This is a genomic window from Roseburia sp. CLA-AA-H209, assembly GCF_020687575.1.
Classification (GTDB): Bacteria; Bacillota; Clostridia; order Lachnospirales; family Lachnospiraceae; genus Roseburia_C; species Roseburia_C amylophila.
The window spans coordinates 92,583-119,205 of sequence record NZ_JAJEQU010000011.1 but is presented as its reverse complement, the minus strand read 5'-3'; the positions used below and the strand labels follow the sequence as shown (position 1 = coordinate 119,205).

The window sequence follows — 26,623 nt, the reverse complement described above, 5'->3', positions numbered from 1 at the left end:
CCTGGAACTGTCCCTGCTGTGGTCTTCCCTGGAACTGTCCCTGCTGCGGCTGTCCCTGGAACTGTCCCTGCTGCGGCTGTCCCTGGAACTGTCCCTGCTGCGGCTGACTCTGGAACTGTCCCTGCTGCGGCTGTCCCTGGAACTGTCCCTGCTGCGGCTGTCCCTGTACCGGTGCTGCCTGTTCTGCCGGCTGTTCCTGTACCGGTGTTTCCTGCTCTGCCGGCTGTTCCTGTACCGGTGTTTCCTGCTCTGCCGGCTGTTCCTGTACCGGTGCTGCCTGCTCTGCCGGCTGTTCCATCTCCCCTTTTAATTTCTGGCCACAATTCGGGCAAAAATCTGCATCATCACCCACTTGTGTGCCACAATTTCCACAAAATGCCATTTTCATTTTCCTCCTTGGTTTTACCATGATATGTTACTTGCTTTTATGCATTAACGAGTTAAACTATTTCAATTTTACACAATATTTTGTGGTTGGTCAATCAATTTTACCGAGAATTTACACTTTAAATCTTATAATTTTCTTGCACAGGCAAGTGCTAATGCTCCCGGTCCAATATGGCAGGATACATTTAAAGAAAGCGGATCCATCATAATGTCTGTAATCCCAAATTCTGCTTCCACTTCTTTGTGGAATTCCATCGCTGCACTTATATCTCCAGTGTATGCAATACAAAGCTGCATCTCATCCTGACACTCCTTAAAGCGGGATGCATAGTCATCTTTTACTGCTTTTATCATAATGCTTTTTGCCTGCTTTACCGTTCTGGCTTTTGCAAAAGCATCCAGCTTTTCACCCTGAATCTGTAATACCGGTTTTAATTTCAACAATGTTCCCAGTGCTGCTGCTGCCGGTGTAATTCTTCCACCTTTTTTCAGATAGTAAAGGGTATCTACCATGATATAAATGCTGGACTGGAATTTTGCATCCTCTAAAATATCTTTAATCTCTTTTCCGCTCTTGCCACTCTCTGCCAGCCTGATTGCATCAAATACGGACTGTTTCTGTGTTACAGAAATTCTCTGATTGTTTACTACAAAAACCTTGCCCTCATACTCTTCATCTGAAGATAATGCTGTTGCTGTCTCACAGGAACTGCTCAATCCACTGGATAAAGGAATGTATACTATTTCATCATATTCTTTTAAAAGCTCATCCCAACGGTCTGTAAGGTCTCCTACTGCCGGCATGGATGTTGAAATCTCTGCTCCATCTGTCAGATGCTCATAAAATGTATCCTGTGTCAGATTGATATCCTCAAACAGTGTTTCACCATTTATAAAAAAAGGCATTGGTAATACGCTAATCCCTAACTGCTGCGCTTCTGCCTGACGAATTCCACTGGAACTGTCTGTAAGAATAACTACCTTTCCCATTTTTCTTCCTCCTTGCTATTCAGACTTCATGTTACACAATGAAATAATTGTAACATATTTTGCAAATCAAAACAACTGCCCCCAAAAAACTAACATCAGGAAAAAAACTGCATAGTAAAACTCCTGACTGCATTATCCGCAGCCAGGAGCTCTCTATCCTTACTTTTCAGTAATATATTTTATTTTCTTATTACATCATTCCCATACCTGGGTTTCCTGCCGGCATTGCAGGAGCATCTTCTTTGATATTTGCTACAACAGATTCCGTTGTAAGTAATGTAGATGCTACAGATGTTGCATTCTGCAAAGCACTTCTTGTAACCTTAACCGGGTCAAGGATACCAGCTTCTACCATATCTACATATTCTTCTGTTGCTGCATTAAATCCGATACCAGGAGCGGACTCTTTTACTTTATTAATAATAACTGCACCTTCGAGACCTGCATTTGCGGAAATGTAATACAATGGAGCCTCCAATGCTTTTAAGATAACCTTTGCACCGGTCTTCTCATCACCTTCCAATGTCTCAGCAAGCTTTGCAACCTCTTTGGATGCATGGATGTATGCAGAACCGCCACCTGCGATGATTCCTTCTTCGACTGCTGCTCTTGTTGCATTCAAAGCATCTTCCATACGAAGTTTTGCTTCTTTCATTTCTGTCTCTGTTGCAGCGCCAACACGGATAACTGCTACGCCGCCTGCCAGTTTTGCAAGTCTTTCCTGTAATTTTTCTTTATCAAATTCAGATGTTGTCTCTTCAAGCTGTGCACGAATCTGGCCGATTCTTGCCTGGATTTCTTCTTTATTTCCTTCACCATCAACGATAACGGTGTTCTCTTTCTTAACCTTAACAGATTTTGCACGGCCAAGCTGTGCCATAGTAGCATCTTTTAATTCCAGACCAACTTCTTCTGAAATTACCTGACCACCGGTAAGGATAGCGATATCTTTTAACATTTCTTTTCTTCTGTCGCCATATCCTGGAGCTTTTACTGCTACAACGTTAAATGTTCCACGCAGTTTATTTACAATCAATGTAGTTAAAGCTTCACCCTCGATATCTTCAGCAATGATAAGAAGTCTGGAACCGGACTGAACAATCTGTTCTAACAGTGGAAGGATTTCCTGAATGTTGCTGATTTTCTTATCGGTAATTAAGATGTACGGCTCATCTAAAACTGCTTCCATCTTATCCATATCTGTGCACATATATGCGGAAATGTATCCACGGTCAAACTGCATACCTTCTACCAGGTCAAGCTCTGTCTGCATGGTCTTGCTCTCTTCAATGGTAATAACACCATCATTGGAAACTTTTTCCATTGCGTCTGCTACCATGTTGCCAACGCTTTCATCACCTGCGGAAATAGATGCAACTTTTGCAATCTGGTCTTTTCCGGTTACTTTAGAAGACATTGCTGCGATTGTTTCAACTGCTTTTTCAGTTGCTTTCTTCATACCACGTCTTAAAACGATTGGGTTTGCACCAGCCTCTAAGTTCTTCATTCCTTCCTGAATCATTGCCTGTGCAAGAACGGTTGCTGTTGTAGTACCATCACCAGCAACGTCATTGGTCTTGGTTGCTACTTCTTTTACAAGCTGTGCGCCCATATTTTCGAATGCATCTTCCAATTCGATTTCTTTTGCAATGGTAACACCATCGTTTGTGATTAATGGAGCGCCATATGATTTATCCAGTACAACGTTTCTTCCTTTTGGTCCGATTGTTACTCTGACTGTATTTGCCAGTTTATCAACTCCAGCCTCTAATGCTGTTCTGGCTTCTGTTCCATATTTGATTTCCTTTGCCATAATTTCTTACCTCTTTCTTCTATTTTCCTATTTTATTATTTGTTTTATTTACCAATTATCAATTCGATTATTCTACTACTGCAAGAATATCATTCTGCTTTACGATGATATATTCTTCGCCATCCAGTTTTACTTCTGTTCCGGCATATTTAGAATAAATAACCTTCTGTCCTTCTTTTACCTGCATGGTAACTTCTTTGCCATCTACCACTCCGCCAGGACCAACTGCGATTACTTCTGCTTCCTGTGGTTTCTCCTGTGCAGCACTTGCTAAGATAATTCCGGATTTGGTTTTTTCCTCTGCTTTTAACTGTTTTAATACAACTCTGTCTGATAATGGTACTAATTTCATGATTCATTGCCTCCTTGATTCGATCTCTTTGTTTTCTTTCTTTTTTATTAGCACTCATTCAAGCCGAGTGCTAACCGATAGTCATATAATAGTTTCTGCGTCTCTTTTTCGCAAGCCTGACCATTTTTTATTTTTCTCTTGTTTCCTTATATTTACTCTTAATATCTCGTTTTTTCTCTCGTTTTCTCACTTTCTGTAATTTGTAACGATTTAATACTTTTTTTAGATTTGTTTATGAAATCAGTCCAAAATGCTCCAATCCCTTATAAATGCCGTCTTCGTGCAATGGTGCTGTGATATAATCCGCTGCTTCTTTTGCTGCTTTGGTACCATTTCCCATGGCAATTCCATGCTGCACATGCTTTAACATTTCCACATCATTGATACTGTCTCCAAATGCATAGGTATCTTCTTTCTCAATACCAAGAAGCTCACAGGTTTTTTCGATGCCGGACGCTTTGGAAAATCCTTTTGGAACAAACTCTGCGCATGCCGCATCATGCACCAGCGGTGTGAAATTCTCTTCCAGATGGGAAAGTACCTTAAGATAAGCATCATCCGGTGTGGAGCAGGAAAACTTACTGATTTCCATAATTGCTTCATTTCCCGTTACCGGCAGCAAATCCTCTCCCAATGTCTCTTTTAGTCTCAAGCCATAAGGGTCTTCTTCAAATTCTTCCAGATCCATATACAAATTCCGGCTTCCCTCATATACCGTAGGAATTCCATACTCTTTTAATATATGTATGGTATCCTCTATCAATTCCTGTTCTAATTTTTTATAAAAAAGTGTTTTTCCATCCATCTCTATCCAGGTACCGCAGCCTGCCACAATTCCGTCGAATCCCAGTGTCAGCAATCTTTCATCCTGAATAAATGCTCTGGTTCTTCCGCTGCAGAGAAATGCCAGATGTCCATTTTCCCGCAGCTTCCGGATTGCTTCCTTTGCGCTCTCCGGTATCACAAAATGCTCGTCCCACAATGTTCCATCAATATCAAAAAATACTGCTTTCCTGCTCATTCTCTTTATGTCCTTTCGCTGTTTTCTTCTCGCTCTTTTTGTCACAAGGGTTATTTTATGCCCCAAAAGCAGAATGTGTCAACCACGAAAAAGCCGCCTGCCACAGCTCACCCTCCGGTGCACCATAGTCAGACGACTTTCTTCTATCATTATATTGTAATTTTCATTACTGTACGGAAAGATAAGAATATCCCATCAGACTTTCGTCTACTTCACGGGCTGCTTCTCTTCCTTCACGGATTGCCCATACAACCAGGGACTGTCCACGATGCATATCTCCTGCTGTAAAGACATTTTCCACGTTGGTCTTGTAATGACCGGCTTCTGTTGCCACATTGGTTCTGGCATTTAAGTCTACGCCGAATGCTTTGGCAATGTAATCTTCTGTTCCAAGGAAGCCTGCTGCAATCAGAACCAGATCACAATCTAACTTGCTTTCGGAGCCCGGTACTTCCACCATCTGCATCCGTCCGGTCTTTTCATCCTTTTTGCCCTCTAATTTTACGGTTTTTAATCCGCAGAGCTTACCGTTCTTGTCTTTTAAGAACTCTTTTACGGTTGTCTGGTAAATACGAGGGTCGGAACCGAACATAGCAATTGCTTCTTCCTGACCGTAGTCTGTCTTGCAGACTCTTGGCCACTCCGGCCATGGGTTGTTCTCTGCACGCTCATCCGGTGCTTTTGGCATCATTTCAAGCTGGATGACACTGGCTGCACCGTGACGGATAGAAGTTCCGACACAGTCATTTCCGGTATCTCCACCACCGATGATAACTACTTTCTTTCCCTTGGCAGAAATATATTTGTTATCTTTAAGCTCGGAATCTAAAAGGCTCTTGGTAGTTGCCTTTAAGAAATCTACTGCAAAGTAAATGCCTTCTGCATCTCTGCCCGGAGCTTTGATGTCTCTTGGATTCTTTGCTCCACAGGCTAAGATGACACGGTCATATTCTTTTAAGAGTTTTGCCGGCTTGATGTCTTTTCCAACATTGGCATTGGTAATAAACTCGACACCCTCTTCTTTCATTATATTAATCTTACGGTCAATAACCCATTTTTCCAGCTTCATATTCGGGATTCCATACATCAAAAGTCCACCGACACGGTCATCTCTTTCAAATACGGTAACGGAATGTCCTCTTTTATTCAACTGGTCTGCTGCTGCAAGTCCGGCAGGACCGGAACCGATGATTGCAACCTTCTTTCCGGTACGGACTCTTGGAGGTTTTGCTGCAGCATATCCTTTTTCATAGGCATTTTCAATGATTCCATGCTCATTTGCCTTACAGGTTACCGGGTCTTCCCAGTGTCCGCAGGTACAGGCTGCTTCACAAAGTGCCGGACATACTCTTGAGGTAAATTCCGGGAAGTTGTTGGTCTTGGTCAGACGGTTATATGCCTGCTCCCAGTTGTTGGTATACAAAAGGTCATTCCACTCCGGTACCAGATTATGCAGCGGACATCCGCTGGTCATTCCCATGATATTCATACCAGCCTGGCAGAACGGCACGCCGCAGTTCATACAACGTGCTGCCTGTACTCTTTGTTTCTCTTTTGAGAGAGGGGTATGGAACTCGTTAAAGTTCTTGATACGCTCCTTTGGTGCAACCGCTGCTGCATTCTCTCTGTCATATTCCATAAATCCTGTTGGTTTTCCCATTTTGCGTCCCCTCCTTAATTTCTTGTATTCGCATAAAATGCTTCAATCTGTGCCTGTTCGGAAGACAATCCTTTTTCTTCCATCTGAACAATTGCCATTAACATACGGTTATAATCGTATGGAATTACTTTCTTGAACTTCGGCAGATACTCACTGAAGTTATCTAAGATTTCTTTTCCCTTTTCAGAATTGGTCAAAGCTACGTGTTCTTTAATCATATCTTTTAATTCCATAACATCATATTTGTTTCCGACTTCTTCTGAGAATACCATTTCCTTATTGATTCTGGTATAAAGGTCGTTATCCTCATCTAATACATAAGCGATACCACCGCTCATTCCGGCTGCAAAGTTTTTACCAGTCTTACCAAGGATAACCACACGTCCACCGGTCATGTATTCACATCCATGGTCACCGACACCTTCTACTACTGCAGAAGCTCCGGAATTTCGTACGCAGAAACGTTCTCCTGCCACACCACTGATAAATGCTTTACCACTGGTTGCACCGTAAAGTGCTACGTTACCGATGATGATATTTTCATCCTTCTTATATTTCACACCTGCCGGAGCGTAGACAACCAGTTTTCCACCGGAAAGTCCTTTTCCGAAGTAATCGTTGGAATCTCCTACCAGCTCTAAGGTAAGTCCCTTTGGAATGAATGCGCCAAAGCTCTGTCCGCCGGCACCGGTACATTTTACGATAAAGGTATCTTCCTCTAAAGTATCGTCATATTTCTTTGTAATCTCGGAACCAAAGATGGTACCAAAGGAACGGTCTGTATTGCTTACTTCTACATCAATGCTTCTCTTCTGTTTCTTATCCAGTGCGGAAGAAAGCTGTTTTAACAGTACAGTTTCGTCCTTGGTCTTCTCCAGTTCGAAATCGTATACATGTTTTGGATCAAATGTAACTTTCTCCTTTGGTCCTGCAAACGGGTTATTCAAAATCTTGGAAAGGTCGATTTCTTTTTCCCGGTCTGTCAAATCCTCTCTTACCCGGAGAAGGTCACTTCTTCCTACCATTTCATCAATGGTACGGCAGCCTAACTTCGCCATGATTTCTCTTAATTCTTCTGCAATAAACCGCATGAAGTTTTCTACATATTCCGGTTTTCCCGCGAAACGTTTCCGAAGCTCCGGATTCTGTGTTGCGATTCCGGCAGGGCAGGTATCCAGATTACATACACGCATCATCACGCATCCCATGGTTACCAGCGGTGCAGTTGCAAATCCGTACTCTTCTGCTCCAAGCAATGCAGCAATTGCTACATCACGGCCGCTCATCAGCTTACCGTCTGTCTCGATTCTTACCTTATTACGAAGTCCGTTCATAATCAGAGTCTGGTGTGTCTCTGCAAGTCCAAGTTCCCAAGGAAGTCCTGCATTATGGATAGAACTGCTTGGTGCTGCACCGGTACCACCGTCATATCCAGAAATCAATACTACCTGCGCTCCTGCTTTGGCAACACCGGCTGCGACTGTACCCACACCTGCTTCTGATACCAGTTTTACGGAAATTCTTGCATCACGGTTGGCATTCTTCAAATCGTAAATCAACTGCTCCAAATCCTCGATGGAGTAGATATCATGATGAGGTGGCGGTGAAATTAAGGATACACCCGGTGTGGAAAGTCTTGTCTTTGCAATCCAAGGATAAACTTTCTTGCCCGGAAGGTGTCCACCTTCACCAGGTTTTGCACCCTGTGCCATCTTAATCTGAATCTCTTCTGCACTGACCAAGTAACGGCTGGTTACACCAAACCGGCCGGACGCTACCTGCTTGATTGCAGAACATCTGTCTAAGCTTGTATGTTTACTTGCGATACGGTCCGGATCTTCTCCACCCTCACCGGTATTGGATTTACCATGTAAATGGTTCATGGCAATTGCCAGTGTTTCATGGGCTTCCTTGGAAATAGAACCATAGGACATCGCACCTGTTTTAAATCTTGTTACAATAGAATCTACGCTTTCTACTTCTTCAATCGGAACACCTTTTTTCGGGAAATTGAAATCCATCAGTCCACGAATATTTGCATCACGCTCTTCGCTGTTCACAAGATCTGTGTACTGTTTGAAAAGGTTGTAATCTCCACGTTTGGTTGATTCCTGTAAAAGGTGGATGGTTGCCGGATTATAAAGGTGAACATCTGCGCCACTTCTCATCTTGTGACGTCCCTTGCTGTCTAAAGTAAGGTCTGTCTCTAATCCCAATGGATCATAGGCTGCAGAATGCAGAGTATCTACATCTTTTGCAATGTCTTCCAGTGTAATTCCACCGATACGGCTTACGGTATTTGTGAAATATTTATCAATTACTGCGGAGTCAATACCAATTGCCTCAAAAATCTTAGAACCCTGATAAGACTGAATGGTTGAAATACCCATTTTGGAAGCAATTTTTACGATACCACTGATAATTGCCTGATTGTAATCATGGATTGCTGCATAGTAATCCTTGTCTAACATATGCTCGTCTACTAACTGCTTTACGGTATCCTGTGCCAGATATGGATTGATTGCACAGGCACCATAACCAAGCAATGTTGCAAAATGATGTACTTCTCTTGGTTCACCGGATTCCAGAATCATGGCAACTGCAGTTCTCTTCTTGGTCTTTACCAGATGCTGCTGCAAACCGGATACTGCCAGAAGGGATGGGATTGCCACATGGTTCTCATCAATGCCACGGTCGGAAAGAATCAGGATATTTGCACCGTCACGGTATGCACGGTCTGCTTCTACAAACAGATGATCCAATGCTTTTTCCAGGCTTGTATTCTTATAATATGTAGTAGGAAGAACCACAACCTTGAAGCCTTCTACTTTCATATTTTTGATTTTCATCAAATCTGTGTTGGTAAGAATCGGGTTATCTACCTTTAATACCTGGCAGTTAATCGCCTTTTCTTCCAGCAGGTTACCATCTTCTCCGATATATACGGTAGTTGATGTTACCACTTTCTCACGAATGGAATCAATTGGCGGGTTTGTTACCTGTGCAAATAACTGTTTGAAATAATTAAACAGTGGCTGATGGTCTCCTGCCAGTGCTGCCAGCGGAGTATCAATACCCATTGCAGAAGTTCCTTCTCCTCCGTTTAATGCCATCGGAAGGATTGCTTCACGCAGTGATTCGTAAGTATAACCGAATGCTTTCTGCATTCTCTGACGCTCTTCTTTGGTATATTCCGGAACACGCTGATTTGGAATCTTTAAATCCTCCAGTTTAATCAGGTTACGGTCAAGCCATTCACCATAAGGCTGTTTGCTTGCGTAATACTCTTTTAATTCATCATCATTGATGACTCTTCCCTGGATGGTATCTACTAAGAGCATTTTACCCGGACGAAGTCTTTCTTTTACAACAATCTTGGTCGGATCAATATCAAGTACTCCGACCTCGGAAGAAAGAATCAGCTGGTCATCATCGGTAATATAATATCTGGAAGGTCTTAATCCATTACGGTCAAGAACAGCTCCCATGACATCTCCATCTGAGAAAAGAATAGAGGCTGGTCCATCCCACGGCTCCATCATGGTTGCATAGTACTGATAGAAGTCTTTCTTCTTCTGGGACATGGTATTGTTATTTGCCCATGGCTCCGGAATCATAATCATAACTGCCAGTGGTAAATCCATTCCACTCATTACTAAGAACTCTAAGGTATTATCTAACATTGCTGAGTCAGAACCTTCGGAATTAATAACCGGAAGGACTTTCTGCAGTTCCCCTTTCAGTTCTTCGGACTCCATGGTCTCTTCACGGGCAAGCATCTTATCTGCATTACCTTTGATGGTATTAATCTCTCCGTTATGTACGATGAAACGGTTCGGATGTGCTCTCTCCCAGCTTGGATTGGTGTTGGTTGAGAATCTGGAGTGTACGGTTGCGATTGCAGACTCATAATCTTTATCCTGAAGGTCTGCAAAGAACTGACGCAGCTGGTCTACTAAAAACATTCCCTTATATACGATGGTTCGGCTGGAAAGGGATACTACATAAGTGTCATCATTGGACTGCTCGAATACCCGTCTTGCCACATACAGCCGGCGGTCAAAATCAAGTCCCCTGGCTACTTCAGCTGGACGTTTTACAAATCCCTGCATGATATATGGCATACAGTCTACTGCTTTCTGTCCCAGTTTATCCGGGTCAGTCGGAACTTTTCTCCATCCTAAGAATTTCATTCCTTCCTTTTCCACGATAACCTCAAACATTTTCTTTGCCTGATTCCGTTTCAGTTCATCCTGTGGGAAGAAAAACATTCCAACACCGTAATCTCTTTCTCCACCAAGTTCAATATCTGATTCCTTTGCTACCTTGGAGAAAAATTTGTGTGATACCTGAAGCAGAATACCAACACCGTCACCGGTTTTTCCTTCTGCATCCTTACCAGCTCTGTGCTTTAAGTTCTCTACGATTTTTAAAGCATTTTCTACCGTCGCATGGGATTTGATACCTTTGATGTTTACCACAGCTCCGATACCGCAGTTATCATGTTCAAAATTCGGATTATACATACCCTGTGCTACTGCTGTACTTTCATTCCACTGTTCTGTCATAATCGTTCCCTTTCTGCTTTCTCTTTATTTTCTGTCTTACTTTGTTACCTGCACTCTGCTGCTTTAAAGTGCTTTTATTTTCTGAACTAAGTTTACACCCGGCATAATATACTTTGCAATAGTTTTTTTCTTGCTATTGTCTGATTATTAGACAATTCATTTTATATTCTTTTATTGTATTTATATTTATCAGTTTTTTACATATAAAAAAAGCTTATCAAAACAATTCAACGTGTTCTTTGTTGAAAATATTTTTTCATAAGCCTTTTGAATTTGCCTGCTATTTTAAATTGTGTCTGAATTGTTTCTCTGTTATCCTGAAATTTCTTAGGAAGGTTTTGAGTGTATCTGCCTTTTCATCGAATACGGATATTACATAAGGACTGTAAGGGGCACTGGGAATTTCGATATACTTTTTTGCCTATCCGGCAACCGGTGCAAATTCACATCCATGTTCATATGCACCTCGCCGGCACATCCCTGTGCCAGCGTTGCCAGTATATCAAACAAAATTCCAAGTGCCCCTAACAGCCCTTATTATATATCTGTATTTCGATGAAAAGGCAAATAAGCATCAATATCCATAAGATTTACCATGTTTTTAATACCATCTGCAGTAGCTGCATTCCCCTTAAAGGCATCAGAATCATCACTGCAGCCATCATACACCCAGGATAAAGCCATATGGGTAATTACATAAGCATAAGGACGAACATTCTCCTGCAGCATGTTATACATACCCTTATCACTTTCATATCCCGGTCCACCATATCCATAGTAGGCTACTGCTGAAAGCAGTGCATCATTGGACACAGAAGAGGTATACTGTCCATTACTCGGATTTGCTTTACTTGGTTCCAGACAATAAACTACAGTTCCATCCGAAAGACTATACTGGTGTGTCTGATAGCCATTGTAATTAATCGTCTTTCCTACGGTTAAATCTACATTAAAATCATAGTTTCCAGAGGCATAAGTTTTAACTACCAATCCCTCATCGGCACTGTTAAGAGCAATCTGCTCCGCTTCATGCTCTTTGTTTTCTTCTTCCGCCTTGCGTACCAGTTCATCAAAGTTATCTGAAAGAATCGATTCTTCCTGCTCCGGTAAACTTTCCGCAAAAGCAGTCAGCGGACTGGCTGCCATACAAACACATAATGCTGCAGCCATGAACGCTTTTAACTTCTGTTTTACGCTAAATTTCTTCATACTTTCCGTTTTCCTCCTTCCATTTGCTAAAAGAAAGCATATCCTTGTGAAAATACTTTTCACAAGATGTTACGGTATTCGTCAAAGTCCTGTACAAGTACAGACTTTTCCTCATTACACGCACAAAAAAAGAACCGATAGCATTATCAGTTCCCAGTTACCTTTATATTTTGTTTTCTATCCTCCCTTCCACTAAGCTATACGTACCGGATTCCGGTACAAGTATCTATAAAAAAAGGACTCAAAGTAAAACTACCTTGAATCCTTCTCTTACCATCTTTATACAAAATCTATTTCATTAATTAATGGATATGCCGGAACCTACCGGTCCGATTTCTCCACATCCGCTACACTGTGTATAAGGAGCTACATCCTGTACCCATACCTGCTTCGTTTCTGCATCATGGTGTTGTGTTCCGGTCTGACTCCATCCAGAATGCCAACCTGCTTTGCAATCAGGGTCACTATGATAAGTATCAATATGTCCCCATGGGTCACTTGTTATGTCAGCTCCACAATCATTGCATAAGCAAACCTCACTATATATCGGCTCGTCCCAGGCTTCCTTAACAACCTGCGTCTCATAATGACCGCTTTCCTCATGCAGCACCCAGGTATGAACATGTGCCGGAGTTGCATTATTGTTAGAAGCATTGGTGTTGCTATTGCTGCTTCCAGTTGTTCCACTGGAATTACTGGTAGTTGTTCCGGCTGATGCAGTACTGCCTGCACTTGCCTTGTTACCAGAATTGCTGTTGCTCTTATTTGATTTGCTTGTATTATTGTCAGATGGCTGCGCTGCAGTATTCTCTGCACTGGAAGTATTACTCTCCAGTTTTCCAGTGGTCTCCTGCTCTGCAACTGCCTCTGTTTCCGGCTCTTCTGTCTCTGTAGCTGCTTCCAATTCTTCCGTTGCCGGCTCTTCTGTCTCTGCTACCTCTTCGGTAGCTTCTGTATTTATAACAGTTTCCTTATCAGCAGTAGTATCTTTTTTCCCGCCACAGGCTGCCATACTTACTGTTACCATCAACATTGTTGCAATCATCGCTAATCTTTTCTTCATAATGATTTCCTCCCATCAGCTTTTCTTTTTTTGTCAATTATAATATAACAAACACTACAGCTTAACCATATTGTCGATTGCCTCTTCCACCGCAGCATTTAAACTTTTTCCATGCTCCATAGCATAGATTGCAATAGTTCTATGCAATTCCGGACTAATTCTTACATTAAAAGTCCCCTTATAAGGTTGCTCTGGTTCAATATTTCTCTCCTTACAATCCTCAAGATATTCATCCACTGCATTATGGAAATCCTGCTCTAATTCCTTTACGGATGCCCCTTCATAGGAAATCAGCGATTTAATACCGATTACTTTACCAAATAAACAATTATCTTCTTTCGAAAACTCTACTGTACCATTATAATTTTTGTATGATAGTAAGTCACTCATAATACGCCATCCTTTCTTAGTTTTTCAATCACCTGGTCTAAAATATAGCGTTTTAATGTCCCATTAGGATGAGGTCTATGAAAATTTATCACTTCATTAGAACCATCCTTTATAAATTTTACCCCTGAACCAGTGCCTCCCTGTTTTAATTCATATCCCAAATAGGAAAGTAATGATACCATTTCATCAAAGGTAAAATCTTTTGGCTTCTGCAAAAGTTTCTCTAATAATTTATCCTTTCTGCTCATAAATTTCTTCTCCTTTTATATTATACTCCCTGCTCACAGCAGATGCAACTAAAATTAGTTGCACTCACATATATGCCTTTTATACCTTGCCATTAAAAACATTCTGTTCTGACATCATCCCAGCAAAACTCTGGATGTATTATTTTCTGATGTTCATCTATTTCACATATTCTTGAATAGATTTTATTACGTACCTCGGCTATAAGTGTATTAATATTCTTTTCTAATGGATATTTGTTTTGCGTATCCGAAAGATATGCTGTTCCGTTATTAAATATCGGGCAATATAAATAACATCCATCCTCTTTCCGAATTAACGAAATATCGAAAAAATTTCGGTTCACATTTAATGTATAAATATTTAATTCCAATAAAAAAGTTAAATACTTTCCAAAATCATCCAATCTTGTAATACTTTTTACATCATCCACAAATTTTTCTATTCTATTGGACCTCTGCAACATCTTTCCCCGGTTCTTCATACTTAGAAAGTCTCTCCTCCAACTCCTTTACTCTTTTCTCAAGATGAAGTATATAACTCATCATTTCCGGAATATATGGAGCTGGCGTATTTTCTTTCTGTTCCCATTTTTGATACGTTCTTGTTGGTATTCCAAAGTATGCTGCAAACCGGCTCTGACTTAATCCAGTTTCCTTTCTCATCTTTGTTATTTCCACCAGTATTGTATCTTCTTTCATAATATAGTGTACCTTCCAGTTCTATTATTTTTTCTATCTAGACTATACCCTATTAGGGTACAGTCGTCAACAAGCAATCCAGGATTGTTATCATATCCATCAACAAATATCTTCTACCTTTTTAGCTTCTCATATTTCCAGTTTCTCTCCATTTTTTCAAAAAAATTCCCCTTAAGTAGACTAAGAACATTTACCTTATCTACCAAAGGGGAATTTTATCAAAATTAGATTCCTTTTATTTTTACAATTTATTCAATTAACCAGATTTTACTTCTCTTTTCCACCACGGAAAGCCAGCACCAGTAACACCACTATCAGCACGCTCTCCACCACGGTGCATATGACGCTTCCCGTCATGGATGCATCCATGAAATGAAACAGCTTTGTCTCGCTTCGAAGTACCGATACCAGATTCGTTACCATATGGGCTGCCATGGCTGCGCCAAGCCCTTCCTGTTCCATGATGACTGCCAGCAAGAGTCCTACCGCTGTGGCATACAGGAACTGCACCAGATTAAAATGCATGGCTCCAAATATTACTGCCGATAATACAATTGCCGTCTTCACTCCCAAAAATGCTTTCAAACGCTGGTAAACGATGCCACGGTAAAGAAGTTCCTCTAAGAACGGAATTATAATACAGGTTCCAAGGATTTCTAATGCCAGAGTACTGCCGTAAAAAGCAGCACTTACTTCCTGATAGCTCTGTGATGTTTCTTTTAAGCCGGTATATCCGATAAGATTATTTAACACTACGCCAAATAAGCCTGCGGCTGCTGCAAATAAAATGGTTCGTGGCAGATTTGCCATTTTCCCGCCATCCTCTTTCCGATAGAAAGCATAGATAAAGGGAAATGCTATCACCGTTGCAATAATCTGATAAATCATATAATTTTCATTGGTCATTGTATGCATGAGATTTAACACAAACATCACAACATTTGTTACTACAAAATAAATACCGATGGGATAAATCACTTCCCAGATGCGAAGTAGCTTATAATCTTTCAATATATTCTGCCGCCTCCTCAATACTGTCACAGATTGCTTTTGCACCAGCCTCCTGCAACTCTTCTTTCGTTCCGAATCCATAAGTGATACCGATGCAGTCCATATGTGCTTCTTTGGCTCCTGACACATCAAATCTGGTATCTCCAATCAATACTGCTTCGGTGGTATCATAAATATGCATCCGCTTTATCGTTTCCTGCAACACCTCATATTTGCTGTCTATTCTGCCATCCATTGTGGCTCCCACCACTTCATCAAAATAGGACAGGATATGGAAATGCTCCAAAATACGCCGGCAGGATTCTTCCGGCTTACTGGATGCCAGTCCGATACGATAGCCTTTTCGCTTGAGAGATTTCAAAGCATCCTCAACGCCATCAAAAAGACTGCATTCAAAGATACCGATTGGATGATAGCGTTCCCGGTACTTGGCTACTGCCGCTACTGCAGTCTCTTCATCCATGCCATAATGTTCCATAAAAGTATTTTTAAGTGGCGGTCCGATAAAGAATTCAAGCTTATCTGCATCCGGTTCGTCAATACCATATGCCTTTAGGGCATACTGGGCACACTTTGTTATTCCTTCCTTGGAATTGGTAATGGTTCCATCCAAATCAAATAAAACAATGTCTTTTCTGCCCTTCAGTTCCTGTTTCATCTGAAGCACCGTCTTTTTTAACACCGGATGCCAGAGATACGGTGCGATTTCACAGAGTGGTTCCAACACAAACAGGCGGTTTGCCATATCAATATGCGGAATCGTAAGTTCCGGGGTAGATATCACTTCATCATCATAAAATAAAATATCAAGGTCTATCGTTCTTGAGCCCCAGCGCATCTTACGCTCCCGGTTGCCATGAGCTTCTATGGTATGAAGCTTCTCCAATAATTCTTCCGGTGTATACAGGGTTCGAAGTTCCAGACATCCATTGAAAAATGCGCCTTCTGCCACGCCGCCATAAGGTTCTGTCTCGAGGATATCAGATACCTTTCCTACCTTGCAGTCTTCTAAGTTCCGCAGTTCTTCAACGGCATCTTCAATATATTTTCTCCGGTTGCCCATATTGGAACCAAAGGCAAGATATACCTTATGCCAGCCCCGTTCTATTTCCACTGCCACATCTGATAAAGGCAGTCCCACCGGAGCCCATGGTTTATGTATGGAAAATTTTAATTTCTGAATCAACGGAAAATGCAATAACACTGCCCGTGCTGTCTGCTCTGCTGCAGCTTCAATCAGCTTATAGGTATGTGTCGTCAGAAATTCTGTTACAAAATGGCTGACTTCTCCATAATTTACCGATTCTGTCAAATCGTCTGTGCATCCTGCTTTTCGCATAGAAAGGCAAAGCTCCATATTGATCAAAAACTTCTGTCCAAGCTTTGTCTCCTCCGGAAACACTCCATGATTTGCAAATAGTTCAAGATTTTCTATGATAATCTTATCCATGTAATCCTCCATCCCTGATTGCTTCTGCCATCTTAATTGCCTCTGCATTGGCACGCACATTGTGTACGCGGACAAATCCGCAATGTGCCCATACGGCATAAGCACTGGTTACTGCTGTGGCTGTATCGCGTTCCTTTGCCGGAACATCCAGCGTCAGACCGATTACCGACTTCCGAGATGTGCCAAGCAGCACCGGATAGCCCAGTTCATTCAGTTCTCCCACGCATCGGATAGCTTCTAAATTATTCTCATAAGTCTTGCCAAATCCTACACCCGGGTCTGTCATAATACCATCTTCACGAATCCCCGCTTCCTTTGCAAGACGTAATGTTTCCCGTAAATCATTTTTCATATCTTCCATAAAGTTCTTATAATCTGCTTCGTTGCGGTTGTGCATCAGACAGCATGCGGCATCATATTTTGCAATCACGCCAGCCATTTTATCATCTGCTTTCAGTCCCCAGATGTCATTTAAAAGATGTGCTCCTGCCGCAAGGTTAGCCTCTGCCACCTTACTTTTATAGGTATCTACGGAAACCGGCACATCAAAACGGCTTACAATTGCTTCTACCACCGGAACAGTACGCTCAATTTCTTCTTCATCAGAAATCTTTGTATAACCCGGTCTTGTGGATTCTCCACCCACATCGATGATATCTGCCCCCTGTGCCATCATTTCTTCTACATGCTTTAATGCAAGGTCTAACTGGTTATAACTTCCCCCATCCGAAAAAGAATCCGGTGTTACATTTAAGATTCCCATTACATAAGTATGATTTGCTGTGTCAAATGTCCGATTGCCTATTCTCATTTTTCTTCTCCTTTTATGCTGCCTGTAGAACCTGCTACCGGCAGCTTCTTACGGATGCCTGGCAGCTTAAAACCAGGTCTCCGGTTTATTTTTCTCTTCTTCACTCCACTTGCAGCTGTCTGCTGCTTCACAGGCAAAGCACATACGGGATGCCTTATCCGCCCATTTCATAAGCTGTGTAAATGCTGTCTGCCATAATTTCTCCCCGTGCAGCTCACTACAGGTCTCTCTGCGGTGAGCCAGAATTGCCTGGCAGATGATATCTCCTTTTTCCTTCGGATAGCCTATAGTCGCAAAAATCTCTCCTGCAAATTCGGCAGATGCCGCTGCATGAGAGATTCCCTGTTCATATTCTTTCATACGACCAATATCATGAAGCAGGGCATAAAGATATATCATCTCTTCATCCAAACCAAGCTGCTCCTTTAAATTGCGAATCTGTGCCAGACGTGCCACATCCATAAAATGTTCCATATTATGTCTGCAATAGATTCTGTCCGCTTCCAGACGGGCAATTTTCTTTACGGTTTTCCGGTATTGCTCCTGATGCAAAAGTCTCGCTACATATTCCATTTCATCACCATATCTAACGCACCATCTGGAAAAATTTATTTACCAGACGCTCATCCTCATTAAAGATTCCACGGGTCACATAAGTAACCGTCCTGCTGCCCGGCTTCTTAATACCACGCATCGTCATACACATATGCTCTGCTTCCATCATGACCATGACACCCTTCGGCTTTAACTGCTCCATCAGTGCATCTGCCACCTGTGCCGTAAGCTGCTCCTGAATCTGAAGCCGTCTTGCATAGATTTCCACGGTTCTTGCCAGCTTACTGATGCCGACTACTTCTCCATTTGGAATATAAGCAACGTGGGCTTTTCCATAAAATGGAAGCATATGATGCTCACAGGTAGAATAAAAAGTAATATCCTTTTCTACTACCATCTCATTATTGCTGGCATGAAATCTTTTCTTTAAAGGCTCTGCGGCATCCATGTCCATTCCGCCAAAGATTTCTTCATACATCCGTGCAATACGATCCGGAGTCTCAAGTAAGCCCTCCCGGTTCACATCTTCGCCAATGCCTTCTAATATCAGCCGTACACCTGCTTCCACTTTCTCTTTATCTATCATTCTTCTGTCCTTCCCGATACTGTATGACAGCCTGCTTTGCCTCTGCAAGATATGACAGGGATCCAAATATCAGCACCACATCTTCTCTCGAGCTCTCAGCAATTGCATGTCTTACCGCATCTTCAATCAAAGGTTCTGTTATTACTGTTTGATAGCCTGCTGCCTTCGCTTCCTCCGACAGCTTCTCTGCCGGAAGTGCCCTGCCATTATGCGGCGTTACCGCATATACAGTTTCCGAATAAGGACGCATTATCTTTAAAATCTTCTCATGTGCCTTATCAGCAAGCACCCCTATTATATAGGTTATCTTACGATTTGTAAAACAGTTTTCCAGCGTTTTTGCAAGTTGCAGTGCTGCGCCCTCATTATGGGCACCATCCAGAATGCATAATGGTTCCTCTAAAACACGTTCAAAACGCCCATTCCAGCAGACTTTCTGGAAGCCATTTTGTATCACCGATAAGGTAAGCTGCGGAAATGTTTTCTCTTTCAATACTTCTATTACTTTAAGCGCACAGGCTGCATTGGCTGCCTGATAGGCACCGGTCAACGGGAGTCTTATCTTCCACTGTGAATTATCTTCTCTTACATAATCAAACTGCATTCCATTCATATCATACAAAAGATTTCTTATGGCATCCTTCTTCGGCTGGTACAGCTGTGCTTTAAGCCGCTCTGCCTCCTTGACAAGAACCTCTTTCACAGCATCTTCCTGCCAGGCAGATACCACCGGACAGTTCTCTTTTATGATTCCAGCCTTTGCAGATGCAATCTCTGATAACGTATTTCCCAGGAACTGCATATGATCCATGCTGATAGAAGTAATGACACTGCAAATGGGATGGGTAATCAGATTGGTTGCATCCTCTCTTCCCCCCATGCCGGTTTCCAATAACACCACATCACAGGCTTCTTCTTTAAAATATAAAAACGCTGCGGCAGTCTCTACCTCAAAGGAAGTCGGATGCGGAAGTCCGTTTTCTGTCAGTGTAAGACAGGCTGTCTTTACTTTTTCCATCAAGGCAGCGTATGCTTCTTCGGAAACTGCTTTTCCGTTTATCTGCCAGATTTCCCGATAGGAAAAGACTGCCGGGGAACTATATCTGCCTACCTTTAAGCCGGCTTCTTCCAATACTGCCTGAAGCATTGCTCCAACGGAACCTTTTCCGTTAGTTCCTGCAATATGAATGGTAGATAAGTCTTCCTGCACATCGCCCAATTCTTTCATCAGTGCCCGGATACTGTCCAGTCCTAATATACTGCCATATTTTTTTGTTTCTTCTACAAATGCAAGTGCCTGCTGATATGTCAATTTATTTCTTTACTCCTTTGGTTGCACGGTTTCCAATATGAAGCCGGTTCAATGCAATTTCTTTATCTTTTACCATGACCACTGGCGGTTCTTCCTCACCCAGTGCATAGATGTTGGTCAGTTCATCCCCTGCTGCAAGCTTCATTCCGCAGACTCCGATTGCCCCCTTCTTCTTCTCAGGAATCGTATCTGCTGCGATCCTAAGGAACATGTCCTTTGCCGACTGCATAACAATAGTCATATTTTCTTCTACCGGTGCTACGAATATAACTGCATCATCATCTGCAAGCTTCGTGGCAGCTGTGGTACGTTTTGCTACGTCAAATTCTTTTCCATCCACCTGTTTTAACATGGCTGTCTTAGTTCCAAATAAAAGCTTCTGCGTACACAGTGCTGCCAGATCCGTGATATAAATCAACTGCTCTTTAGAGCTGTCATAATTACTTACATTATCAATCGGCTGTCCCTTGTCACGGAATTTTCCAAACGGCAAATCGACTACCTTCAGCAGATGCATCTGTCCGGTATTGGTAAAGATGCAGATTTTTCCAGTATTCATACAATGAAGTACATAACGGTTCTCACTGTCTGCTGCTTCTTTGTTACGCTCATAAGCCGCCACATCAATGGTTTTCGCATAGCCAAAACGATCCATCAAGAAGACCACTTCCATCTCTTCCATCTTCTTTTCTTCATAAACAGCAGCTTCCACATTGTCGATACGGGTACGGCGTTCTCTGGAATAGTTTTTCTTAAGACCATCCAATTCCTTCATAATTACCTTCGCCATTGTACTGCGGTTGGTAAGAATATCTTCGTATTCTGCGATATTCTTTAATGTGGTATTATGCTCATCCATCAATGCTTCCACTTCCAGACCAATCAGCTTATAGAGGCGCATCTCTAAAATTGCTGTTGCCTGACGTTCTGTAAAGTTTAACTTTGAAGCTTTCTTTTCGGATTCTTTTGTCTTGAATTTAATATTTTCTGTTACACCGTTCATCAGGCAGTTTTTCGCATCCTTGATATTACGGCTTCCTCTTAAGATTTCAATTATTAAATCAATAACATCGCAGGCACGGATTAAGCCTTCCTGAATCTCTTTCTTATCCAGTTCTTTTGCCAGTAATGTCTTATATTTTCTGGTAGCAAGCTCATACTGGAACTTTACATGGTGGCGGATAATCGGAACCAGTCCCAGAGTCTCCGGTCTTCCGTCTGCTACTGCCAGCATATTGACACCAAAAGTATCTTCTAATTTTGTCTTCTTATAAAGGAGATTGCAAAGATTCTGTGCATCTGCTCCTTTTCGAAGTTCGATAACAATGCGGATTCCCTCCTTGGATGACTGATTGGAAATATCCACAATATCATTTGTCTTCTTGGTCTCAACCAGACTGTAGACATCATTTAAGAATTTTCCAATATTGGCTCCAATCATGGTGTATGGAATTTCCGTAATAATCAGGCGCTCTTTTCCACCTTTTACTGCTTCAATCTCTACTTTTCCACGAACCTTAATCTTACCGATTCCGGTCTCATAAATGGAAAGCAGTTCATCCTGGTTGGTCACAATTCCACCGGTCGGGAAATCCGGTCCCTTGATATATTTCATCATTTCTTCTGTTGTAATATCCGGATTCTTCATATATGCTTTGACACCATCAATGACTTCGCCAAAATTATGTGGTGGAATGCTGGTTGCCATACCAACGGCAATACCCTCTGCTCCGTTTACCAAAAGGTTCGGCACCTTTACCGGAAGTACTTCCGGTTCTTTTTCTGTCTCGTCAAAGTTTGGCACAAAATCTACTACATCTTTATCTAAATCTGCCAGATACGCTTCCTGGGTAATCTTCTGCAGACGCGCCTCGGTATATCGCATCGCAGCCGCTCCGTCTCCCTCAATGGAACCAAAGTTACCATGACCATCTACCAGTGGCAGTCCCTTCTTAAATTCCTGTGCCATTACCACCAGTGCATCATAAATGGAGCTGTCACCATGCGGATGATATTTACCCATGGTATCTCCCACGATACGGGCACATTTACGATAAGGTTTATCATAACGGATGCCAAGTTCGTGCATATCATAAAGTGTTCTTCGCTGTACCGGCTTCAGACCATCTCTGACATCCGGCAATGCTCTTGCAATAATAACGCTCATGGCATAATCGATATAAGATTTCTGCATTACTTCCGAATATTCGGTGCGGATAATCTGTTCTTTCGTTTCCATAATCTATCCAATTCCTTCCTGATTTTCTGCTTCTATCATTTCCCATACATCCATAAAAATATGCTGTCAGCGATTCCTTACGGATTCATAGAAATTTATATGTCAAGTTCTGCATCCTTTGCATTATCATAGATGAATTTACGACGCGGCGGTACATCCGTTCCCATCAGCATCTCTGTTACATCCGATGCCATTCTGGCATCTTCGATTTCTACCTGTTTTAACATCCTTGTTTCCGGATTTAAGGTTGTCTCCCAAAGCTGCTGTGCGTCCATCTCTCCAAGACCTTTGTAACGCTGCAAGGTAAAGGAGCCTTTGTGCGTCTTACGATAGCGGGCAAGGGCTGCATCATCATAAAGATATTCCTCTTCTCCCTTAGTTGGCATCGCTTTATACAAAGGCGGCATCGCAATATAGACATGTCCTTCGTAAATCAGTTCCGGCATAAACCGGTAAAACAAAGTCAGAAGCAGCGTTGAAATATGTGCTCCATCCACATCCGCATCTGCCATGATAATTATCTTATCATAACGAAGCTTGCTGATATCGAAGTCATTTCCATATCCTTCGGAAAATCCGCAGCCAAATGCATAAATCATGGTTTTTATCTCTGCATTAGCCAATACTTTATCAATACTTGCTTTCTCTACATTTAATATCTTTCCACGAATCGGAAGAATCGCCTGGAACATCCGGTTTCTTGCAGTCTTAGCAGAACCACCCGCAGAATCTCCCTCCACGATAAAGATTTCACATTTGGAGGCATCACGGCTTTCGCAGTTGGCCAGTTTTCCATTGGAATCAAAGGAGAATTTCTGCTTGGTTAAAAGATTGGTTTTCGCTTTCTCTTCTGTCTTACGGATTTTTGCTGCTTTTTCTGCACATCCGATAATTGCCTTTAAAGTATCCAGGTTACGGTCAAAGTACATCTGAATTTCATCATTGGTTACTTTTCCGGTGGCTCTTGCCGCATCCTGGTTATCAAGCTTGGTTTTCGTCTGCCCCTCAAATCTTGGGTCCGGATGTTTCACGGAAATAACGGCAGTCATTCCATTTCTTACATCTGTTCCGGTAAAGTTTGCATCCTTTTCTTTTAAGATGCCAAGCTCTCTTGCATAGGAATTAATCACCTGGGTAAAGGTTGTCTTAAAACCGGTCAGATGGGTTCCGCCCTCTGCATTGTAAATATTATTACAGAAGCCCAGCACATTCTCATGAAATTCTGTTGTATACTGGAATGCCACTTCAACAGAAATGCCCTCAGATTCTCCTTTATAATAAATGACATCATGGAGACATTCACTATTCTGATTCATCTCTTTTACAAATCCAATGATTCCATCCGGCTCATGATATTCAATATGTTCTACTTCTTCCCCACGTCTATCTTCATAAATAATAGTTAAAGCAGGATTTAAATATGCAGTCTCATGGAGACGGCTCTTTACTTCATCCTCTTTAAATCTTGTCTTTTCAAAGATTTCCGGGTCCGGCAGGAAATTAATCTTTGTTCCGGTCTTTTTCGTCTTTCCAATTGTCGGCAGCAGTCCGTTTACCAGCTCTACCGTTGGCACGCCACGCTCATAGCGGTCATGATGCACATAACCATCTCTGCTTATTTCTACATCCATATAAGTAGAAAGTGCATTTACAACGGAAGAACCTACTCCATGAAGACCACCGCTGGTCTTATATGCTGCATTATCAAATTTTCCGCCGGCATGCAGAGTAGAAAATACCACACGGGCTGCCGATACGCCCTTCTTATGCATTCCCACCGGAATTCCCCGACCGTTATCTTCTACGGTACAGGAGCCATCTGCCTCTAATGTAACACGGATGGTATCACATACACCAGCAAGATGCTCATCTACCGAGTTATCCACGATTTCATATATTAAATGGTTCAATCCTTTTCTTGAGACGCTTCCAATATACATTCCCGGTCTCTTCCGGACAGCTTCCAGTCCTTCCAGTACGGAAATACTGCTTGCATCATATGTTTCCTGTTTCGCCATTGTTCCATTCCTTTCTTTCTAAAAACTGCTTCAAAAGAAGCCCTGCGGCTAGTATAACACATGGAGATTTTTTTGGCAAACATGTGTTTTCTTATTTCTATCTGCGGAGCGTTTTTTACTTTACAGGAAAACAATTTCCTGCAAAGTAAAAAACAACTACCAAGAATATCTCAGTAGTTGTTTTGAACTGCCAATAACAGATTCCGTCTTAACTAAACAGATTCTTAAAGAAATCTGCAATAGATGAAAACAGATTTGAGAAGAAGCTTCCAATCTTATCAAAGATTCCATCTGCACCAAGGTTTTCAATCTTGTCATAAATGGATTTTGCCTGATTTACAAGACTGTCCACATCAAGGTCCAGATCACCAATTTTCTTCAAAAGCTCTAATAACTGTGCTTTCTGGTCTTCGGTCAGTGTCACATCAAATTTATCTGCAGCTTCATCAATGGCTTTGCGAATGCTGTCATCATCGGTGAGGCCATTCTCTGCAATCTGCTGTTTTAAGTATGCTACCAGACCTTCTACCGACTCAGAATCTGCTCCGGTGCTGCTTTCAAGCTGTCCGGTTAATACCAGCTCATTTAATGCGGTATCCACATTTTCCTGTGGAAGCTCTTTACCAGTCATTTCCTGATATGCTTTAAATACGCCAACCAATGCAGCGGTTCCGGAAATATTTTTCGGTCCTGCTACAATGATATCTGCATCTTCAATCCCTGCTGTTACCAGTGCATTTTTATACATACCAACGGTACAATAAGAAATATTCTTTGTGGAAATGTTGATTCCATTTCCTTTCTCCTTCTTTACAATCACAACGGAGGACCAGGACTTGCTTCCAATCTGGGAAGATGGAATATAAGCGTCCAGATACTGATGCTCCTCAGAGTTGCTTACTGTTACTACGTCATAGTTACCAAGCTGTGCCGGGTCAATTCCCATCAGGCTTAAAACAGTGTTCTTCTGGTCTTCGGATAAGTCTGCACCCAATGCCAGATATGGTTTGTCGCTTTCCTTGATTACAACATTGTCATCTGCTTTGTCATTGGCTGCTGCCGGGTTATCTGCAGCTGCTCCGGCATCCGGCGTGCTGCTGTCTGCTCCACTGTCCGGATTTGCTGCTGCATCGGAACTGTTATCCGCTCCGTCTGCCGCACCATCTTCCCCGGATATCTCTGTCGATAAGGTACCGGTCACTTCTGCTGCGGATGCCTGAAATGGCACTCCAAGAAACAGCATACATGCCAATCCCATTCCCATTATTTTTTTGATATGTTTTTTCATTTTTTCCTCCTTTTTCAGGCAAGGTGAACATTCATCCATGCCCGAATATCATGATATACAACATCACGGTCTGTCTCATTTAAGATTTCGTGACGGTCGTTGTCATATAATTTCCAGGTAATATCCTCTTTGCCGGCTGCGTCAAATTTATTATATACCTTCTTTACGCCGCTGCCGCAGCCTCCCACCGGATCCATTGCTCCCGATATAAAGAATAACGGAAGACTCTTTGGAACTGCTTCAATATTTTCCTGCTGGTTGTCAAAAAGAACTGCCTCAAACAGTCCCATATAAGCATTTACCGTAAATACAAACGTGCATTTCGGGTCTGCATAATAGGTTTTTACTATTTCTTCATCCTTGGTCAGCCAGCTATTGGAAGCATCTTTTCCTGTCAGGTCAAACTGATGATAGTATTTATCATAAGATAATTTTTGTAATAATTTACTTCTGTGATGCCAGCCGAAAAATGCTGCCTGCAGCTTTGCAATAAGCATGGCAAGCTTTGTGGTATTGTCCGGAATACAGCCGGTTCCCATAATTATAGCACCGGTAAGTCCCTCTCCATGTATCGCCAGATATTTCCGAAGCATATAAGAACCCATGCTGTGTCCTAACATAAAATAAGGCACACCCGGATGCTCTTTCCGTGTTATCTCCCGGAGTGTATGCATATCGGCAACCACCGTATCGCTGGGATGCTCTGCAAAAAATCCCCATTCATCCTTAGATACAACGGATTCGCCGTGTCCGATATGATCATGACCTACCACCAGAAAACCATTGTCATTTAAAAATTCTGCAAAAGCCCGGTAGCGCTCAATATATTCCACCATACCATGTGTTATCTGTAAAACTGCACGATACTTTCCATCTTCCGGAGTCCATCGTACTGCATGAACTGTGGTTCGCCCATCTGCGGAAGGGAAAGAAAACACTTCCTCTTTCGTCAT

23 protein-coding genes are annotated in these 26,623 nt (G+C 42.1%); all 23 read right to left on the bottom strand.

What is annotated here, in order from left to right:
* Positions 1 to 382: zinc-ribbon domain-containing protein (locus LKD41_RS11225; protein ID WP_227701205.1), on the bottom strand; the 382-nt coding region annotated here is incomplete at its 3' end.
* A 131-nt stretch (positions 383 to 513) separates the two neighbouring features.
* Positions 514 to 1,377 carry a DegV family protein gene (locus LKD41_RS11220; protein WP_022242510.1) on the bottom strand — a complete coding sequence of 288 codons (864 nt, stop codon included), beginning with the start codon at positions 1,375 to 1,377 and terminating at the stop codon, positions 514 to 516.
* Between the two features lie 190 nt (positions 1,378 to 1,567).
* Positions 1,568 to 3,190, bottom strand: coding sequence for a chaperonin GroEL (gene groL / locus LKD41_RS11215; RefSeq protein ID WP_022242509.1), 1,623 nt, complete (start codon positions 3,188 to 3,190; stop codon positions 1,568 to 1,570).
* 67 nt (positions 3,191 to 3,257) lie between these two features.
* On the bottom strand, positions 3,258 to 3,542 hold the full coding sequence (gene groES, locus LKD41_RS11210) for a co-chaperone GroES (RefSeq protein WP_022242508.1): 285 nt from the start codon (positions 3,540 to 3,542) through the stop codon (positions 3,258 to 3,260).
* Between the two features lie 232 nt (positions 3,543 to 3,774).
* Positions 3,775 to 4,563 (bottom strand): Cof-type HAD-IIB family hydrolase, encoded by a 789-nt coding sequence (locus tag LKD41_RS11205; protein WP_227701204.1) that lies wholly within the window; start codon positions 4,561 to 4,563, stop codon positions 3,775 to 3,777.
* A 166-nt stretch (positions 4,564 to 4,729) separates the two neighbouring features.
* On the bottom strand, positions 4,730 to 6,223 hold the full coding sequence (locus LKD41_RS11200) for a glutamate synthase subunit beta (RefSeq protein ID WP_022242506.1): 1,494 nt from the start codon (positions 6,221 to 6,223) through the stop codon (positions 4,730 to 4,732).
* 14 nt (positions 6,224 to 6,237) lie between these two features.
* A complete protein-coding gene (gene gltB, locus LKD41_RS11195; RefSeq protein WP_227701203.1) occupies positions 6,238 to 10,791 on the bottom strand; it encodes a glutamate synthase large subunit in 4,554 nt (1,517 codons plus the stop codon).
* Positions 10,792 to 11,328: 537 nt separating this feature from the next.
* Positions 11,329 to 12,000 (bottom strand): thioester domain-containing protein, encoded by a 672-nt coding sequence (locus LKD41_RS11190; RefSeq protein ID WP_227701202.1) that lies wholly within the window; start codon positions 11,998 to 12,000, stop codon positions 11,329 to 11,331.
* A gap of 298 nt (positions 12,001 to 12,298) precedes the next feature.
* A complete protein-coding gene (locus tag LKD41_RS11185) occupies positions 12,299 to 13,063 on the bottom strand; it encodes a hypothetical protein (RefSeq protein ID WP_227701201.1) in 765 nt (254 codons plus the stop codon).
* A gap of 54 nt (positions 13,064 to 13,117) precedes the next feature.
* Complete coding sequence (locus LKD41_RS11180; RefSeq protein WP_022242502.1) at positions 13,118 to 13,453, bottom strand: type II toxin-antitoxin system HicB family antitoxin; 336 nt, start codon at positions 13,451 to 13,453, stop codon at positions 13,118 to 13,120.
* Positions 13,450 to 13,701: a type II toxin-antitoxin system HicA family toxin gene (locus tag LKD41_RS11175; protein ID WP_022242501.1), complete on the bottom strand. Its 252-nt coding sequence runs from the start codon at positions 13,699 to 13,701 to the stop codon at positions 13,450 to 13,452. The genes LKD41_RS11180 and LKD41_RS11175 overlap by 4 nt, the downstream gene beginning before the upstream one ends.
* A gap of 92 nt (positions 13,702 to 13,793) precedes the next feature.
* The gene (locus LKD41_RS11170) at positions 13,794 to 14,183 is read right to left on the bottom strand and encodes a hypothetical protein (RefSeq protein WP_227701200.1); all 390 of its coding nucleotides are present in this window, start codon (positions 14,181 to 14,183) and stop codon (positions 13,794 to 13,796) included.
* Complete coding sequence (locus LKD41_RS11165; RefSeq protein ID WP_118056855.1) at positions 14,146 to 14,400, bottom strand: helix-turn-helix domain-containing protein; 255 nt, start codon at positions 14,398 to 14,400, stop codon at positions 14,146 to 14,148. Before LKD41_RS11165 ends, LKD41_RS11170 begins: the two co-directional genes overlap by 38 nt.
* A 267-nt stretch (positions 14,401 to 14,667) precedes the next feature.
* Entirely contained in the window at positions 14,668 to 15,411 is a 744-nt protein-coding gene (locus LKD41_RS11160; RefSeq protein ID WP_158567185.1) for a CPBP family intramembrane glutamic endopeptidase, read from the bottom strand.
* A complete protein-coding gene (gene folK / locus LKD41_RS15830; protein WP_331470916.1) occupies positions 15,398 to 16,861 on the bottom strand; it encodes a 2-amino-4-hydroxy-6-hydroxymethyldihydropteridine diphosphokinase in 1,464 nt (487 codons plus the stop codon). Before folK ends, LKD41_RS11160 begins: the two co-directional genes overlap by 14 nt.
* Positions 16,854 to 17,672 (bottom strand): dihydropteroate synthase, encoded by an 819-nt coding sequence (gene folP / locus LKD41_RS11145; RefSeq protein ID WP_022242496.1) that lies wholly within the window; start codon positions 17,670 to 17,672, stop codon positions 16,854 to 16,856. The genes folK and folP overlap by 8 nt, the downstream gene beginning before the upstream one ends.
* A 66-nt stretch (positions 17,673 to 17,738) precedes the next feature.
* Positions 17,739 to 18,245: an HD domain-containing protein gene (locus LKD41_RS11140; protein WP_227701199.1), complete on the bottom strand. Its 507-nt coding sequence runs from the start codon at positions 18,243 to 18,245 to the stop codon at positions 17,739 to 17,741.
* Between the two features lie 13 nt (positions 18,246 to 18,258).
* On the bottom strand, positions 18,259 to 18,813 hold the full coding sequence (folE, locus tag LKD41_RS11135; RefSeq protein ID WP_022242494.1) for a GTP cyclohydrolase I FolE: 555 nt from the start codon (positions 18,811 to 18,813) through the stop codon (positions 18,259 to 18,261).
* Positions 18,803 to 20,125 (bottom strand): bifunctional folylpolyglutamate synthase/dihydrofolate synthase, encoded by a 1,323-nt coding sequence (locus tag LKD41_RS11130; protein ID WP_227701198.1) that lies wholly within the window; start codon positions 20,123 to 20,125, stop codon positions 18,803 to 18,805. Before LKD41_RS11130 ends, folE begins: the two co-directional genes overlap by 11 nt.
* Position 20,126: 1 nt before the next feature.
* A complete protein-coding gene (locus tag LKD41_RS11125) occupies positions 20,127 to 22,364 on the bottom strand; it encodes a DNA gyrase/topoisomerase IV subunit A (RefSeq protein ID WP_118087320.1) in 2,238 nt (745 codons plus the stop codon).
* A gap of 95 nt (positions 22,365 to 22,459) precedes the next feature.
* Positions 22,460 to 24,382 (bottom strand): DNA gyrase/topoisomerase IV subunit B, encoded by a 1,923-nt coding sequence (locus LKD41_RS11120; RefSeq protein WP_022242491.1) that lies wholly within the window; start codon positions 24,380 to 24,382, stop codon positions 22,460 to 22,462.
* A 208-nt stretch (positions 24,383 to 24,590) separates the two neighbouring features.
* Positions 24,591 to 25,670 carry a DUF1002 domain-containing protein gene (locus LKD41_RS11115; protein WP_227701197.1) on the bottom strand — a complete coding sequence of 360 codons (1,080 nt, stop codon included), beginning with the start codon at positions 25,668 to 25,670 and terminating at the stop codon, positions 24,591 to 24,593.
* Positions 25,671 to 25,684: 14 nt separating this feature from the next.
* Positions 25,685 to 26,623, bottom strand: a complete 939-nt coding sequence (locus LKD41_RS11110) for an alpha/beta fold hydrolase (RefSeq protein WP_227701196.1) — start codon at positions 26,621 to 26,623, stop codon at positions 25,685 to 25,687.